This window comes from Bacillus manliponensis (genome assembly GCF_000712595.1).
In the GTDB taxonomy this organism is placed as follows: domain Bacteria; phylum Bacillota; class Bacilli; order Bacillales; family Bacillaceae_G; genus Bacillus_A; species Bacillus_A manliponensis.
Genome location: NZ_JOTN01000014.1, coordinates 13,854 through 30,392 on the forward strand (window position 1 = coordinate 13,854; position 16,539 = coordinate 30,392).

The window sequence follows — 16,539 nt, forward strand, 5'->3', positions numbered from 1 at the left end:
ACGGGGCTGTGAGTTTTTCTTATTATTTCGTAGAATCTCTAAACTGAATACGGTGTGGCAAGATAACTGTATTGTCCTCTACCGTTTCTTTGTTCATATATTTCGTTAATAGACGCATAGCAACTGCTCCAATGTCGTACATTGGCTGTACAACTGTTGATAACTGCGGGCGTACCATTAATGCAAGACGTGTGTTATCAAATCCTAACACCTGTACATCTTCCGGTACGTTTAATCCTGCATCTTGAGCAGCATGGATAACACCTAATGCCATTTCATCAGAAGATACAAAAATCGCTGTTGGTTTATTGTCAGCTTCCCATAACTTACTAAAAGCTTCCATACCAGAATCATACGTGTAATCACCATCAATTACAAGCGCTTCATCATATGCAACGCCTGCTTCTTCTAATGCACGTTTGTAACCTTGTAATTTCTTTGCACTTCCAGCTTTATCAACGAATGGACCTGATACAAATCCAACATGCGTATGGCCTTCATCTAAGAAATGCTTCATCGCATCGTAAGCAGCTTGCGTATAGTCGATATTAACAGACGGTGTTTCATTTTGCTCATCAAATGATGCCGCAAGTACGATTGGTACAGGAGACTTTTTAAATTCTTCTACATGAAGATCTGTAATGTCTTCCCCCATAAATACGATACCATCTACTTGTTTGCCAAGCATCGTATTTAATAAGTGAAGTTCTTTTTCTTTATTTTGGTCAGAGTTACTTAAAATGATATTGTACTTATACATCGTTGCGATATCTTCAATACCACGTGCAAGCTCTGCATAAAATGTGTTTGAAATATCAGGAATGATTACCCCTACTGTTGTTGTTTTCTTACTCGCTAGTCCACGCGCTACTGCGTTTGGACGGTAACCTAAACGTTCAATTGCTTCTAATACTTTTTTACGTGTTGTTGGTTTCACGTTCGGATTACCGTTTACAACACGTGATACAGTCGCCATAGACACGTTTGCTTCACGTGCTACATCATATATAGTTACGTTCATGTTTTCACACACTCCTTTTTAAAAAAATAATCTATATTATGTATCGGTCTGCTTGAATGAAAAAAAGACATCCACTCCACTTGAAGATGCCACCAATCGTCTTGAGCCCTTTTACTAATGATACGATACAAATGACGATTCCGACAACATGTTCCCGTAAAACTTTCAAAAAAAATCGCTGTTTCTCTTATATTTCCGCTTTTTTCATAGAAAAACCGCTTTTTTGTAAAAAAAGTCTATGTAGATGATGCTACATAGACTTTCACTCAAGATTATCTCTTTGAAAATGCTTTTAATTCATCCATAAAACGATGGAATTCTGGAATGTCCATTTGTTGTGCTGAATCAGAAAGTGCTACAGCTGGGTCCGGATGTACTTCTGCCATAACTGCATCTGCACCAATTGCGATTGCTGCTTTTGCAGTTGGTAACAATAGATCACGACGACCTGTAGAGTGCGTCACATCTACAACAACTGGTAAATGTGTTTCTTTCTTCAAAATTGGGACAGCAGAAATATCTAACGTATTACGCGTTGCTTTTTCATATGTACGAATGCCGCGCTCACATAAAATAATATTGCCGTTTCCTTGCGCCATAATGTACTCTGCCGCATGAATAAACTCTTCGATTGTTGCTGCTAAACCACGCTTTAATAATACTGGCTTGTCCACAGCACCCGCTGCTTTTAATAGCTCGAAGTTTTGCATATTACGCGCACCAATTTGGATAACATCTACGTAATCTAACGCCATTTCAATATCATTTGGATTTAAAATTTCACTCACAACAGCTAAATCATATTCATCTGCTACTTTGCGTAAAATTTGTAGTCCTTCTAAACCAAGACCTTGGAAATCATACGGTGATGTACGTGGTTTGAAAGCTCCGCCGCGCATTAATTTTAAGCCTTGATCTTTCATCGCAGCTGCAACTTCGCGCACTTGCTCATAACTTTCAACAGCACATGGTCCCATAATGAAATGCGTATTTCCATCACCAATTTTTTCGCCTTTAATATCAACAATTGTATCTTCCAGTTTTTTCTTACGAGACACAAGAAGCGCCTTACTATGATCGTCTTCTTGTAACTCTAACCCTGTTTGGAAAATTTGTTTAAAAATATGTTGAAGCGTGGACGTTTCAAACGGTCCATCGTTATTTTCAGCAATTAAATCTAGCATTTTTCGCTCACGTACTGGATCGAAACGCTTTACACCTTGCACTTCTTTTAATTTGCCAACTTCTTGTACAAGACGGCCGCGCTCATTTAATAATTGTAAAATTTGCATGTTCTTCTCATCAATTGCAGAACGTAATCTCTCTAATTCTTGTGATGCCATAAGTAAAGCCTCCTCTGGTCCATTCATTGTTTGCCAACAAAAGTATGTAACCAACGCTAGTACGAATAACTTATTATATCCAATCTGCATATAAATGTCACTTCATATACTTTCCACTATATGCAATATGGAATCGTTATTTTTTTAAATGTAATCGAAAAGGATAGGGAGCGTCAATATATAAATTCACATAAAACCTGAAAGATTGAAAATCTTTCTTTTTCGGGGTGGAATAGTGATGCTGGCTTTGCATTGTAACGGTGAGAGTCCTTTTCTGCCATCACCCTTGTTTCAAAACACAGGCAGCGAGATTTTTTTGGACTCTCTTCCTCGTAAATTCTGAAACAAAAAAGCAGGCACATTCGCCTGCTTTTACTTAATATTTTCCTGTAAAACTTCTTTTTTGATCTTCCAATGCGACGTGTGCCATACTGTTTCTCCGTCCTTTATGTATAACACTTGTGGTGATTCATGTCTCACGCCAAAATGTGCAGCAATACGATTCGATACATCTCTTGCTTCTTGTACATGTAAATAGTATGCCGGAATCTGCTGTGATTCTCCGCAGTATTCTTCAAACTGCATAAAAGCCCCGCTACTAATTGGACATGTCGTACTATGCTTAAATAAAATATAAGGATCGTTTTTTACTAGCAATTCTTCTAATTCAGCTATTGTCGTGAGTTTCTTCACTTTATTCACCTCGCATACGCATTCTATGTCTTCTCGCTCTTACTTCCTCTTGTTCAAAATTGTCTACATTCGCTTTCTTTTTTGAGCGAAAACGATTATACACATCAATAATTGCATTGCTCCACTGCACAACTTGTGCTACTTTATCAGCGTTATCTTCCACTTGGTCCGCAACAGAATCCGAAACGTTACGTAATCTCGTATTTAAGGATTGAATTGTCGTCCCAATTCCATCAACGCCTTCAACAACTCTATTTAATGATTGTGATTTCTTATGAATATCTTCTGCTAATGCATTTGTTTTATGTAATAACTCTTCTGTTTCTTTCGTAATACCTTGCATTTGTTTTTCAACGCTTTCCAATGTAACAGCTACATTTTCAAGTGTTTTTTGTACTGAAACTAATGTTTTACATACATACATAACAAGTATAGCGAATGCAACTGCAACGATAGCTGCGCTGACATATAAAAGTACTTCCATGTCCTCACTCCTTTACTTTTCTTTTCCTCATTATACAATGATTTTCCGTTTCATTCTAATCGTACCCATCATACATTAATTTTCATATTTTTTCGTCAAATATAACACAAACTCTTCTCCAAATGCGAATAAGTAGGTTACAATATAAGAAGAAATAATAAATAGGGAGGTTTTACATATGAAAGATCCACGTATTCAAACGTTAGCACATAACTTAATCAACTACTCTATCTCCTTACAAAAAGGTGAGAAAGTATTAATTGAAAACTTTGGCCTTCAGCGCGAACTTGTAACTGCCCTTGTGAAGGAAGCATATGCAGCTGGTGGTTATCCATTTGTATTATTAAAAGATCACATCGTTGACCGTTCCTTAATGATGGGTGCAACAGAAGAACACTTTGAACAAATCGCAGCGTATGAAGCAAGCGTCATGAAAAATATGGATGCTTACATCGGTCTTCGTTCTGGTGATAACGTAAATGAGCAATCTGACGTACCGAGCGAGCGTATGAAAGTGTATGGCAATACAGTTGGTAAAAAAGTACACCGTGACATTCGTGTCCCACATACAAAATGGGTTGTTCTTCGCTATCCAAATGCTTCAATGGCGCAGCTTGCAAAAATGAGCACAGAAGCATTTGAAGACTTCTACTTTGACGTATGTAACTTAGACTATGGCAAAATGAACGACGCAATGGATGGCCTTGTGGAACTAATGAACAACACTGATAAAGTTCGCATTACAGGACCTGGAACAGACTTAACATTCTCAATCAAAGACATTCCAGCAATTAAATGTGCTGGTCATGCAAACATTCCAGATGGTGAAGTATACACAGCACCTGTTCGCGATTCTGTTAACGGTACAGTTTCTTACAACACACCATCGCCATACAATGGTTATATGTATGAAAATGTACAACTTACATTTAAAGATGGAAAAATTGTTGAAGCAACTGCAAACGATACAGAGCGCATTAACAAAGTATTTGATACAGATGAAGGTGCACGTTTCGTTGGTGAGTTCGCAATTGGCGTAAACCCATACATTTTACATCCAATGGGTGACATTTTATTTGATGAGAAAATTGACGGCAGCTTCCACTTTACACCTGGACAAGCATATGAAGAAGCGAACAACGGAAATAACTCAAACATTCACTGGGATTTAGTATGCATTCAGCGCCCTGAATATGGCGGCGGTGAAATTTACTTCGACGACGTATTAATCCGTAAAGACGGTCGCTTTGTCATCCCAGAATTAGAAGCGTTAAACCCTGAGAATTTAAAATAATAAAAAGTGAGCACCGTTTCCTGTGCTCACTTTTTATATGTCTTTATTTCTATAAGATTTCTCTTTTGTTTTTTCATATTTAAAATGAAAATAATAAAGTAGCGCTACCGCAAACGCACCTAACCCGATTGAGCCATATAACGGCCATCCCCAAGTCATATACCCTTTTGTGCATACACCAATTACTGTGATCATTTCGAAACAAAATAACACTTTTATATTTTTCATAGAAGCCCTCCCGTTACTAATTTAATTCTAACTTTAGGTGAGGGTTCGCTTCTTGAAGTAATGCTAAAAATGCTTCTTTGTCTTTTGGCATTGCAATTGAGTGCACATCATAATTATTCGTTGTAAGCTCAAGGTTTGGCATCCATTTTCCAACTTCACGAACAACTCGTACATCAGCTATGGAAACGTCACGGTTCCATATACCATATTTTAATTTACCGTTCTTAATTTTATGCTTCTTTAAAAATACTTCTAAAATAGGAAAATTAACAATACTCCACATACCTAAGCCACCTAGTAGTAAAGCCCAATCACCTTTTTGGCTAAAACCCCATACATATGTAGCAAGCACTGGGATAATAGTACATAAAACAAACAGCATTGCACTTTTACTTCGGCGAATGACAAATTCCATAATATCACCTCTTAACCAAATTATACCACATAGTTACAGGTGATTCGGACCTTTCTTACACTATCATGCATTCCAATCTGAAGCTAACATGCTGTATACTGCCATATCATGAAAATGATCATATAACCACTCTCCATCACGCATCACACCATCTAATTTAAAACCAAGTCGTATTGGAATACCACGACTTCTATCATTATCAACGCCACAATGAATTTCAACTTTATTCAGCTTTAAATCTTCAAAAAGATAGCGAAGCACAGCTGTTACACTTTTTGTCATAATCCCTTTTCCGCCCGCTTCTTCTGCAAGATAATACCCAAGACTTGTCGCTCTTTTATTCCAGTTAATTTCATGTACACCAAGCATTCCAACTAGTTTTCCTTTATAACGAATACCAGCTTCAAAACCGTTACCATCTGCAAAACGGTGAAGCCACATCGGAAAAATTTCATTATAAGCTTCCGCAGATTTCGTATTATCCACCCAAGGCAACCACTTTCGTAAATGCTCACGATTTTGATCTACTAATTTATATAATTCCTCTTTATGACGCTTTTCTAGTAATTGTAATTCGATTTCTTCGTTTACTCGTAACGTGAACATAACTAAATCCCCTTTATTAGTTTTCATTATTCTAGCATATTTGGAAATGTATTGTAAGTTAATATTCTTAAAATTTAGTATAATAAAAATATAAACAACAAACTTTCGCATAGAAAAAAGACGTGCACAACCGCACGTCTTTTTTATTACTTCTCCGCTACTTCTACTTCTTTTACATAAGCAGCTTCGAACTTTTGAATATCACCAGCACCCATGAAAATCAGTACGCTGTTTTTATGTTTTCTCAACACTTCAGTCGTCATAACAGTGATTAACTCTGCACCGTCAATACGCTGTTGTAAGTCTTGAATTGTTAGTTCACCTTTATTTTCGCGAGCAGAACCGAAAATATCGCATAAGTATACTTGATCGGCTTTACTTAAGCTTTCTGCAAACTCATCTAAAAACTTTTGAGTACGCGTAAATGTATGCGGCTGGAATACAGCTACAATTTCACGTTCTGGGTACTTTTGACGAGCTGCTTCAACTGTCGCATTAATTTCTGTTGGATGATGTGCGTAATCATCGATGATAACTTGCTCACCTAACATTTTTTCGTTAAAGCGACGTTTTACACCTTGGAACGTTGTAAATTGATGTTTCACTGCTTCTACATCGATGTTTTCATAATGGCAAAGCGCAATAACTGCTAATGCATTCATTACACTATGATCGCCATAACCTGTAATATGGAATGTTTCGTAATATGTGTTACGAACAAATACATCAAATACAGTACCATCCGTTCTCTTTTGAATGTTGCGTGCTTGGAAGTCATTGTCCGCACCAAATCCATAGAAAATAACCGGTACTTTCGCTTGAATTTTTTGTAGTTCTTCATCATCACCACATGCGATAATTCCCTTTTTCACTTGCAGCGCCATTTCTTGGAACGCATTAAATACATCGTTAATGTCTGCAAAATAATCAGGATGATCAAAATCAATGTTTGTCATAATTGCATAGTCTGGATGATAAGATAAGAAGTGACGGCGGTATTCACATGCTTCAAACACAAAATACTTACTATCCTCTACACCGATTCCTGTTCCATCACCAATTAAACAAGAAGTTGGATTTGCTCCTTGCATGACATGTGCTAATAAACCTGTCGTTGATGTTTTCCCATGTGCTCCTGTAACTGCTACACTTGTGTACTGGCTCATGAATTCCCCTAAGAAATGATGATAACGATACACAGGAATATTTAATTCTTTTGCCGCTTCAATTTCTTCATGTGTATCAGGGAAAGCATTCCCAGCAATCACAACTTGACCTTCTTGAATATTCGCTTTATCAAAAGGTAAGATTTTAATTCCTTTTCTCTCTAACGGTACTTGTGTAAAGAAATGTTTTTCATAATCAGAACCTTGCACATTATGTTTCATATCATGAAGGATATTCGCTAACGCACTCATCCCTGTCCCTTTAATTCCCACAAAATGGTAAACTGTCATCTTAAAGAACCTCCAACATTTCGAACTATTACAACGGCCTATCTATAAGACAGTATATGATTCTTTTCTTATTTTGGTAATCATCTTACATTTGTTTGTAATTGTGTTCATTCTTTCGTACTGAGTTTATACCAAACCCATTATAGCAGAAAATAATCCGCTATACTATGATAACAGAAAAACTACAACGGTCAATTCCTTTCCTACTCTTTCGCAATACCATTCCAAAATAAATCTACAAGCTCTTCTGCTGCTTTTTCGGGCCCACCTAACTCTTTCATTAATTGTTCTTTATTTGAAATCATCGTCACATTCGCAAACATGTGAGAAAGTAACAACGGATTTTTCGTTTTAATTTCTCCTTCTTCCATCGCTTGCTGAAAAACAGCTTCTAAACTATGATGAATAGAAGCTTCAGCCTCCCGAATTTGCTTTACATGCTCTTCTGTTAAAGACGGCGTCGCCTCTCTCATTAACGTTTCAAAATCAATATGAGGCACACGTAAACGATGTACTGTAATCGTATATAACTTTTCTTTTAAGTTTTCCCCATCTTGCAAAATCATATCTGTACGTTGCTGAATTCTCTGCATCATACTTGCTATTGCCATCGCAAATAACGTCGCTTTATTTTTAAAATAGTAATACACACTTGCCTTTGTAACGTTACAAGCTTCTGCAACTTGCTCCATTGAAATCTTTTCATATCCATGCTCCATAAATAAGAAAGAAGCTGTTTGTAAAATATTTTCTTTCGTATCACCTACTTGTTCCTTCTTTGGTCTTCCTGGTTTTTTACTCATTTTATCTACACTCATTCATAGAACTCCTTTAATTCATAAAAATGTTAAAAATATATCTTTTGAAAATTAACCTTCCAGTATATATAATTAATTATGACCTTACATTCAAAATTAAAAATAGATTTATACACTATTGTAAGGGATAATAATTCATTTTGAAATGGAGGAACATTATGGAGTCTTGGTTAACAAAATTTAGCCGTATAATGAGTGGGAAAAGAAGCCGCTGGGTTGTTATTAGTTGTTGGGTTTTATTAACTGTAGTTCTTACTGCTTTATGGCCATCTGTTAACGATGAAGTCATAGATAACAACCAAAACTTGAGTAAAACTGCGGATTCTGTAAAAGCTGAAGAAGTAATAAAAGAAGAATTCCCAAACACATCCGGTGTTCCTGCTTTAATTACGTGGCACCGAAATGATAGGCTAACGGAAGAAGATTTAAAAGTTGTTCAGGAATTATCACGTGAGCTCGAAGCATCTCCTCTTCCCGAACAAGCTTCAGCACCACCATTACATCAATTACCATTACCCGCTTTAATGGACATGGTTTCTGAAGATGGCACCACACTCGTACAACCAATTTTCTTTCACGAGAATGCAGAAACAGATGTATTAAAAAAGAATTTAGAAGAAATAAAAAAGATTACGAAGGCGAAGAGTGCAAGCGATCCTTTTAAAGAAAGCTTAGAAGAAGATACATTAACTGCCCGTGTGACTGGTCCCGTTGGCATTCAGGTCGATGCGACAGATTTATTTAAAGATGCGGACGTTACTTTATTAATTGCTACTGTTGTTCTTGTATTAACGTTACTTCTTCTTATTTATCGTTCACCAATTTTAGCAATTATTCCTTTAATTGGAGTGGGATTTGCATACGGTGTTATTAGTCCACTATTAGGGTTTATGGCGAGTAAAGGATGGATTGAGGTTGATTCACAAGCAATTGCAATTATGACCGTCTTATTATTCGGGGCAGGAACAGACTACTGCTTATTTCTCATCTCATACTTCCGTGATGAATTAAAACGTACGAAAGATAGACGCAGAGCACTTATAAACGCGATGACCAACTCTTCTGGTGCAATTGCAATGAGTGGTCTTACAGTTGTCATTTCCTTATTAGCATTACTATTAGCAAAATATGGCGCGTACCATCGTTTTGCTATCCCATTTAGTTTATCAATTTTTATAATGGGCATCGCGAGCTTAACACTTATCCCAGCTTTATTATCCGTATTCGGTCGTGCATCTTTTTACCCATTCATACCGCGTACACGAGAAATGGAAGAAGAGCGTGCTAAGCATAAAGGAAAAGCAGTTCCTCTGCAAAAAGAAACAGGGAAAGTTGGGAAATGGATTGGAAACGTTGTAACGAAAAAACCTTGGACAGTTACGATTATCTGCCTTGTTCTATTTGGTTCACTTGCTTTCGTTTCCACACAAATTAAATATACGTACGATTTATTATCTTCTTTCCCAGAAGATATGCCTTCTAGAGAAGGGTTTCAAATTATTTCTGACGCCTACTCTCCGGGTGAACTTGCACCTGTATCTGTTGTAATCGATACAGATGGGAAAGATGTTGCATTACAAAAAACATTAGAAGATTACGAAATGGCTGCGAATATATCGTCCCCACAAAACGGTACAGTAAATACAGATATTGTGAAATATGATGTTACACTTTCAATTAATCCATATTCAACAGAAGCAATGGAAGAAATTCCAGTCATTCGTGAAAAAGTAGAAGAGACACTAAAAGAGGCTGGTGTAGAAAGCGCGAGCTCCAAAGTATGGATTGGTGGTCAAACAGCTACTCAGTACGACACGATGGTGACAGGCGATAACGATGCTAAGCTAATTATCCCAGTGATTATCGGTGCAATTGCACTATTACTTATTGTGTACTTACGTTCAATTGTAGCGATGCTATATTTAATCGGTACAGTCGTTTTATCATTTGCCGCAGCACTTGGACTCGGTTGGCTCATTTTGCATTACGGGTTCGGTGCAGATGCGATTCAAGGATCCATTCCGCTTTATGCGTTTGTATTTTTAGTTGCCCTTGGTGAAGACTACAATATCTTTATGGTATCTAGCATTTGGAAGAAACGAAAAGTCATGCCTCTAAAACAAGCAATTCGTGAAGGGGTACAAGAAACAAGCGGCGTCATTACATCAGCAGGTCTTATACTCGCTGCAACGTTTGCTGTCCTAGCATCACTTCCAATTCAAGTACTTGTTGAATTTGGCCTTATCACTGCACTTGGTATTTTAATGGACACCTTTATCGTCCGTCCATTTTTAGTTCCAGCAATTACAACACTACTTGGACGTTTCGCATTTTGGCCAGGAAAAGCAAATTTAGTTGAAGAAAAGCAAAATAATAATTAACAAAAGAAGGTCATTGCTCATAAGCAATGACCTTCTTTTTAGTCTTCTCTTTTCTCTAATTGAACACGTTCTAAACGCGGGTTCGGACGATATTTACGTCCTGCCTTCGCTTCTGGCTTTCCATTTAATTCAACGTTATCACCTGTAAAACCGATGTTCATTTTTAACAAACTACTACCAACTCCATACGTATCGACTGGCACATTTTGCGCCTCAAAGTTACGAATACGCTTTTCATCAAATCCACCGCTCACAACAATTTTCACGTGCTTAAATCCTTCGTCATCTAATGCTTTACGCAGCGCACGGATTAAGGACGGATTTGCCCCGCGTGGATCAAATGTACCAAGCACTTCTGGATGGCGAATGAAGTACTGATCAATCATCGTACGTGATGTATCAACACGCACTCCTTTTAATTCATCTCCAAACTCACGTGCAACACGAAGTGCATCTGTGATGACGTCATTGTTGTAATCAATTAATACAACTAAATCATCTTCTGGAAACTTTTTATGGTAAGCTTTCGCTGCTTCCACAACATCCCCATTAAACATTTGAATTAATGCATGAGGCATCGTCCCCATGCCGCTTTTGCCCCACCATTCATTCATTGCGTGCGTTGCCTGTGCACTCATCCCACCAATGTAGGCTGCATACCCGTCACCAGCTTGCTGTGTATAGTGATCATCACGGTCCCCCATGAAAATAACTGCTTTTTCTTTCGCTCCACTACGTGCTGCTTGTACAACGTTATATACATTTGTCGCAACAGACGTGCGGCGCCCTAAAATCCCATCAATTACACCTTCTAAATAACCGAAATACTCATAAGGCCCACGAATTGTTAACACCGTTTCAAACGGGCTCACTTTATCTCCATCTTTTAAAGAGTGAATTTCAAGCTCTTCTGGATGTTCCGCAAATGTTTGTAATAATGCAAGCACTTCATCTGTTCCACAAAGTACCGCATCATTTTTTTGGAAAAATTGCATCGTTACGACGCTTCCTGAACGAAACTCCTTGACGATATCACGTGTCTTTAAAAAATAAACAGCCGAAAACCAACCTTCACCTACACGCTCATCAAATTTAAATGTTTTATTTGTTAGTCGATTGATCTCGCCTTTTAGTTTTAATTCAATTTCTTTCATGTCGCTTACTCCCTACTTTACTATCCACGTTTTCTCTTAGTATACAGCAAAACGGTTCCTTATACATTTGTATCTTGCATTGCGGCAAATTCATCTTCTGTAATTAGAACATCTCGCGGTTTTGTTCCGCGCGCTTCCGAAATAATTCCTTGAGCTTCCATCTCTTCAATAAGACGTGCGGCACGGTTATACCCGATGCGGAATCTTCGCTGTACTGAAGACGTGGATGCTCCCCCTTGCTCTACTACAAACTGACATGCATCATAAAACAGTTCATCTTCCGTTTCATGCTGCTCAGCTTTTGTTAATAAATCTTCTTGCTTAAATAAATAATTTGGTTTCATTTGACGTTTTGCGTGAGCAACAGACCTTTCAATCTCCTCATCAGACACGTAAACACCTTGGACACGAACAGGTTTTGACGTACCGTTATCAAGGAACAGCATATCCCCGCGCCCAAGTAATTTTTCTGCTCCGCCGATATCAATAATCGTACGTGAATCCACTTGAGAGGATACCGTAAATGCAATACGCGTTGGAATGTTAGATTTAATTAATCCTGTAATAACATCAACTGATGGACGCTGCGTCGCGACAAGTAAGTGAATACCACAAGCTCTCGCTTTTTGCGCAATGCGGCAAATCGCTTCTTCGACATCACCAGGCGCTACCATCATTAAATCTGCTAACTCATCAACCACAATAACGATGTATGGCAACGTTTCACCTTTAATTTCTTGCTCATTCATAATCGTATTGTAACGCGTTAAATCGCGAGCTCCTGCATGTGCAAATAACTCATAACGACGCTCCATTTCATCTACTGCCCATTTTAATGCAGCCGTTGCTGCTTTCGCATCCGTAATAACCGGTGCAACAAGATGTGGGATAGAATTATATGGCGCAAGCTCAACCATCTTCGGATCAATAAGCATAAGCTTCACTTCGTGTGGCTTCGCCTTGTATAAAATACTTGTTAAAATCGCGTTAATACATACACTTTTACCTGACCCTGTAGAACCAGCAATTAAACCATGTGGCATTTTACGAATATCCGTTACAATCGGCGTTCCGGAAATATCAAGTCCAAGCGCTACCGTAAGTGGCGATTCACTCTTACAGAACACAGGACTTCGTAAAATTTCACGAAGGTATACCGCTTTACTCTCTTTATTCGGCACTTCAATTCCAACTGCATTTTTCCCTGGAATTGGCGCCTCGATTCGAATATCACGCGCTGCTAAATTTAATTTAATATCATCGCTTAAATTCGTAATCTTATTTACTTTCACACCAGGTTCTGGCTGCACCTCAAAACGCGTTACTGCTGGACCTTGTGTAACATTTACAACATTCGCCCCAACATGGAAGTTCCTGAACGTTGTATTTAATAACTCTTTTTGTTCCTCTAGCCACTCTTCATTATCCGTTTCCTTACGCTCCGGAATATTAAGGAGTGTAATCGGTGGAAACTCATAAGTTGGTGGCGTTTGCAATACATTTCGTACATCATGAGTTATTTGTTTGGCAGTCGGTTCTACGCGATGAGTAAATGAAGGTTCCTCTTGTACCGGCTTTTGTACTTGCTCCTGCACCGGCTCTTGTACTTGCTCTTGCACCGGCTTTTGTACTTGCTCCTGCACCGGCTCTTGTACTTGCTCCTGCATCGGCTCTTGTACTTGCTCTTGCACCGGCTCTTGTACTTGCTCTTGCACCCGCTTTTGTACTTGCTCCTGCACCGGCTCTTGTACTTGCTCCTGCATCGGCTCTTGTACTTGCTCTTGCACCGGCTTTTGTACTTGCTCTTGCACCGGCTTTTGTACTTGCTCCTGCACCGGCTCTTGTACTTGCTCCTGCACCGGCTCTTGTACTTGCTCCTGCACCGGCTCTTGTACTTGCTCTTGCACCGGTTGTTCGACCGCTGCTTGCATAAGCTCTGCACGGCGTTTCTCTTCTAATTTACGTTTATCTTGCTTTAACATCACAACGTTAAATGGTACAAACCGTTTTTTCTCACGCTTTTGTTCTTCTATTTTCACTTGTTGCTCTTTTTTCGCTTCTGGCTCTTTTGGTTCTTCTTCCACAAATTCTGCTTCGGGTTCCACAAAGACTTCCGGTTCCTCTTGGCTTTCCTCTACAACTTCTGCTTCAGCTTCCACAAAGACTTCCGGCTCTTCTTGGTTTTCCTCTGTAACCTCTGCTTCAAGTTCCACAAAGACTTCCAGCTCTTCTTGGATTTCCTCTACAACTTCTGCTTCGGGTTCCACAAAGACTTCCAGCTCTTCTTGGATTTCCTCTACAACTTCTGCTTCGGGTTCCACAAAAACTTCCTGTGCTTCTGGCTCTTCTTCTACAACTTCTGCTTCAAGTTCCACAAAGACTTCCAGCTCTTCTTGGATTTCCTCTGCAACCTCTGCTTCAAGTTCTACAAAGACTTCCAGCTCTTCTTGGATTTCCTCTATAACTTCTGCTTCGGGTTCCACAAAGACTTCCGGTTCCTCTTGGCTTTCCTCTACAACTTCCGCTTCAGCTTCCACAAAGACTTCTGGCTCTTTTGATTCCTCTTCTACAACTTCTGCTTCGGGTTCCACAAAGACTTCCAGTGCTTCTGGCTCTTCTTCTACAACTTCTGCTTCAAGTTCCACAAAGACTTCCAGCTCTTCTTGGATTTCCTCTGCAACCTCTGCTTCAAGTTCTACAAAGACTTCCAGCTCTTCTTGGATTTCCTCTATAACTTCTGCTTCGGGTTCCACAAAGACTTCCGGTTCCTCTTGGCTTTCCTCTACAACTTCCGCTTCAGCTTCCACAAAGACTTCTGGCTCTTTTGATTCCTCTTCTACAACTTCTGCTTCGGGTTCCACAAAGACTTCCAGTTCTTCTTGGATTTCCTCTGCAACTTCTATTTTAGGTTCCACAAAGATTTCCGGTTCCTCTTGGCTTTCCTCTACAACTTCCGCTTCAGCTTCCACAAAGACTTCTGGCTCTTTTGGTTCCTCTTCCACAACTTCTGCTTCGGGTTCCACAAAGACTTCCAGTTCTTCTTGGATTTCCTCTGCAACTTCTGCTTCAGCTTCCACAAAGACTTCCGATGCTTCTTGGATTTCCTCTGCAACTTCTATTTTAGGTTCCACAAAGACTTCCGGCCCTTCTTGGTTTTCCTCTGCAACTTCTATTTCAGGTTCCACAAAGACTTCTGGCTCTTCTACCTGAATATTTTTTTCTTCGTAGTCTACAAAAGCTTCAGATGTTATCTCTTCCTGTATAGTAACATCCTCTTTTTGATTCATGATGTGTTCTTCTCTAACAGGAGTTACTTTCATTTCAGCTGCTGTAGCAGAAGGTTCTTTACTGCTCTCTGCCTCATTCTCAGTTTCATAAGCAGATACATCGTTTCCTATGTATCCATGCTTTTCAAGCCATGCATCAACAACCGGGGTTTGCGGAACAGCTTCTGACTCTTCTTTTGCCACATAGCCGTTTTTCTCAAGCCATGCATCAACAACTGACTTCCCCTCTGTTGATATAAAAATATCTTCCTGCTTTACCCGTTCAACCTGTTCAACCTGTTCAACTACTGGCACTTCTTTCTTTTCTTCACGCTCTGGGCGCTTATATCCAAAAATCGGTGACACAACTTCTGTCGGACGAAATGGTCTTCTTTTACTCTCTTCTTCTGAAGCAATCGGCTCTTGCATAGTTTTGTTCACAACCGGGCTCTCTTTTTGTACAAATTTTGGTTGTTTAACTCGGCGCGGTGATTCTGGAACAACTTCTTCCCTCAATGCCTGACGCTTTTCACGAACTAGTACTTGTTCTATCGCTTCTTGTTCTACCTCTTCTTGTTCTAAACGAGGTGATCGCGGAATTTTCTCCTCTAATCCTTGGTCTGGAATTAATGGGAAGCGAAAATTCCCATTTGTACGCGATTTTAACGTTTGTAATCCAGTATCATCTCGCTTATTAGAGTAGTAGTTTGTACGAGAAGTTTGAGAAGTAACATTCGTCTCTACAGACTTTTCTGTTTCTGTCACTGCTGTTTGTTTCTTGTCTTCCTCTGCCTTAAACAGCTTTTTCATCCAATCTAGCATAATTACCACTCTTTCTACTAAATAGTAACACCCTTTATTGTATCAGCATTCAGCAAAAAGTGCAGATGAAATTGCCTATTGTTTATTTACAGAAAAGTTAATCTTTTGAATAACTCTATTCATCTAAAAATGTGTTTCGTACAGTTGCTATTACTTCGTCTATATGCGTAGCAATACAAACGGGCTCCCAAATTTCAGCGCCATGCTCTGCTGTATATACACATAATGTTTTTGTATCTACAAAAATAGGATCACCAAGATCTGTTTCATAACCAATCACAATCCAGCTTTCTTGCCAATCCCCTTCATTCGTTCCAATTAATGAATTCCCTTGGTCGTCATAGCGATATCCAATTTGACCTTCTTTAAATTCTTCTTTATGAAATAGGTAAATTTCTAACGACTGCATTTCAATATCGTGAACATGAGAAGTTTGAGTCAATTGTACAAGTTCATAAATTTTTGGATTTTGTAACATAGCCATATACCCCTTTTCACATTTTTATCGATTCTAACCAATATATGCCAGAAAAGCAATTGTATTTTTTGTGAAAGCT

At 38.8% G+C, this 16,539-nt stretch carries 14 protein-coding genes; 2 read left to right on the forward strand and 12 right to left on the reverse strand.

Going from position 1 to position 16,539, the window contains the following annotated elements; genetic code table 11:
• Positions 1–22 precede the first annotated feature (22 nt).
• From ccpA to BAMA_RS15585, 4 genes are all read right to left on the reverse strand, one after another.
• Positions 23–1,021, reverse strand: coding sequence for a catabolite control protein A (gene ccpA, locus BAMA_RS15570; RefSeq protein ID WP_034640840.1), 999 nt, complete (start codon positions 1,019–1,021; stop codon positions 23–25).
• A gap of 272 nt (positions 1,022–1,293) precedes the next feature.
• A complete protein-coding gene (locus BAMA_RS15575) occupies positions 1,294–2,364 on the reverse strand; it encodes a bifunctional 3-deoxy-7-phosphoheptulonate synthase/chorismate mutase (protein WP_034640843.1) in 1,071 nt (356 codons plus the stop codon).
• A gap of 372 nt (positions 2,365–2,736) precedes the next feature.
• Complete coding sequence (ytxJ, locus tag BAMA_RS15580; RefSeq protein WP_157406023.1) at positions 2,737–3,066, reverse strand: bacillithiol system redox-active protein YtxJ; 330 nt, start codon at positions 3,064–3,066, stop codon at positions 2,737–2,739.
• Positions 3,059–3,541: a DUF948 domain-containing protein gene (locus BAMA_RS15585; RefSeq protein ID WP_034640847.1), complete on the reverse strand. Its 483-nt coding sequence runs from the start codon at positions 3,539–3,541 to the stop codon at positions 3,059–3,061. Before BAMA_RS15585 ends, ytxJ begins: the two co-directional genes overlap by 8 nt.
• 178 nt (positions 3,542–3,719) lie before the next feature.
• Between BAMA_RS15585 and BAMA_RS15590 the strand changes: the two genes are divergently transcribed.
• Complete coding sequence (locus BAMA_RS15590; protein WP_034640848.1) at positions 3,720–4,835, forward strand: aminopeptidase; 1,116 nt, start codon at positions 3,720–3,722, stop codon at positions 4,833–4,835.
• A gap of 33 nt (positions 4,836–4,868) precedes the next feature.
• Here the strand turns inward: BAMA_RS15590 and BAMA_RS15595 are convergent, their stop codons facing one another.
• The 5 genes from BAMA_RS15595 to BAMA_RS15615 form a co-directional block, all read right to left on the reverse strand.
• Positions 4,869–5,063: a hypothetical protein gene (locus tag BAMA_RS15595; protein WP_034640850.1), complete on the reverse strand. Its 195-nt coding sequence runs from the start codon at positions 5,061–5,063 to the stop codon at positions 4,869–4,871.
• Between the two features lie 16 nt (positions 5,064–5,079).
• Positions 5,080–5,478, reverse strand: coding sequence for a PH domain-containing protein (locus tag BAMA_RS15600; RefSeq protein WP_034640852.1), 399 nt, complete (start codon positions 5,476–5,478; stop codon positions 5,080–5,082).
• Positions 5,479–5,541: 63 nt separating this feature from the next.
• Positions 5,542–6,084: a GNAT family N-acetyltransferase gene (locus BAMA_RS15605; RefSeq protein ID WP_034640853.1), complete on the reverse strand. Its 543-nt coding sequence runs from the start codon at positions 6,082–6,084 to the stop codon at positions 5,542–5,544.
• A 146-nt stretch (positions 6,085–6,230) separates the two neighbouring features.
• Entirely contained in the window at positions 6,231–7,541 is a 1,311-nt protein-coding gene (gene murC / locus BAMA_RS15610) for a UDP-N-acetylmuramate--L-alanine ligase (RefSeq protein WP_034640855.1), read from the reverse strand.
• 203 nt (positions 7,542–7,744) lie between these two features.
• A complete protein-coding gene (locus tag BAMA_RS15615) occupies positions 7,745–8,359 on the reverse strand; it encodes a TetR/AcrR family transcriptional regulator (RefSeq protein ID WP_034640857.1) in 615 nt (204 codons plus the stop codon).
• Positions 8,360–8,517: 158 nt separating this feature from the next.
• Here BAMA_RS15615 and BAMA_RS15620 point away from each other — a divergent pair, with 158 nt between their 5' ends.
• On the forward strand, positions 8,518–10,740 hold the full coding sequence (locus BAMA_RS15620) for an MMPL family transporter (RefSeq protein WP_034640859.1): 2,223 nt from the start codon (positions 8,518–8,520) through the stop codon (positions 10,738–10,740).
• Between the two features lie 38 nt (positions 10,741–10,778).
• On the opposite strand, the gene BAMA_RS15625 is transcribed toward BAMA_RS15620, so the two are convergent.
• The 3 genes from BAMA_RS15625 to BAMA_RS15635 all read right to left on the reverse strand — a co-directional run bounded on the left by BAMA_RS15625 (position 10,779) and on the right by BAMA_RS15635 (position 16,460).
• Positions 10,779–11,894, reverse strand: coding sequence for a nicotinate phosphoribosyltransferase (locus tag BAMA_RS15625; protein ID WP_034640860.1), 1,116 nt, complete (start codon positions 11,892–11,894; stop codon positions 10,779–10,781).
• A 59-nt stretch (positions 11,895–11,953) separates the two neighbouring features.
• Entirely contained in the window at positions 11,954–15,982 is a 4,029-nt protein-coding gene (locus tag BAMA_RS15630) for a DNA translocase FtsK (protein WP_034640862.1), read from the reverse strand.
• Positions 15,983–16,097: 115 nt separating this feature from the next.
• A complete protein-coding gene (locus BAMA_RS15635; RefSeq protein WP_034640866.1) occupies positions 16,098–16,460 on the reverse strand; it encodes a hypothetical protein in 363 nt (120 codons plus the stop codon).
• Between the last annotated feature and the right edge of the window lie 79 nt (positions 16,461–16,539).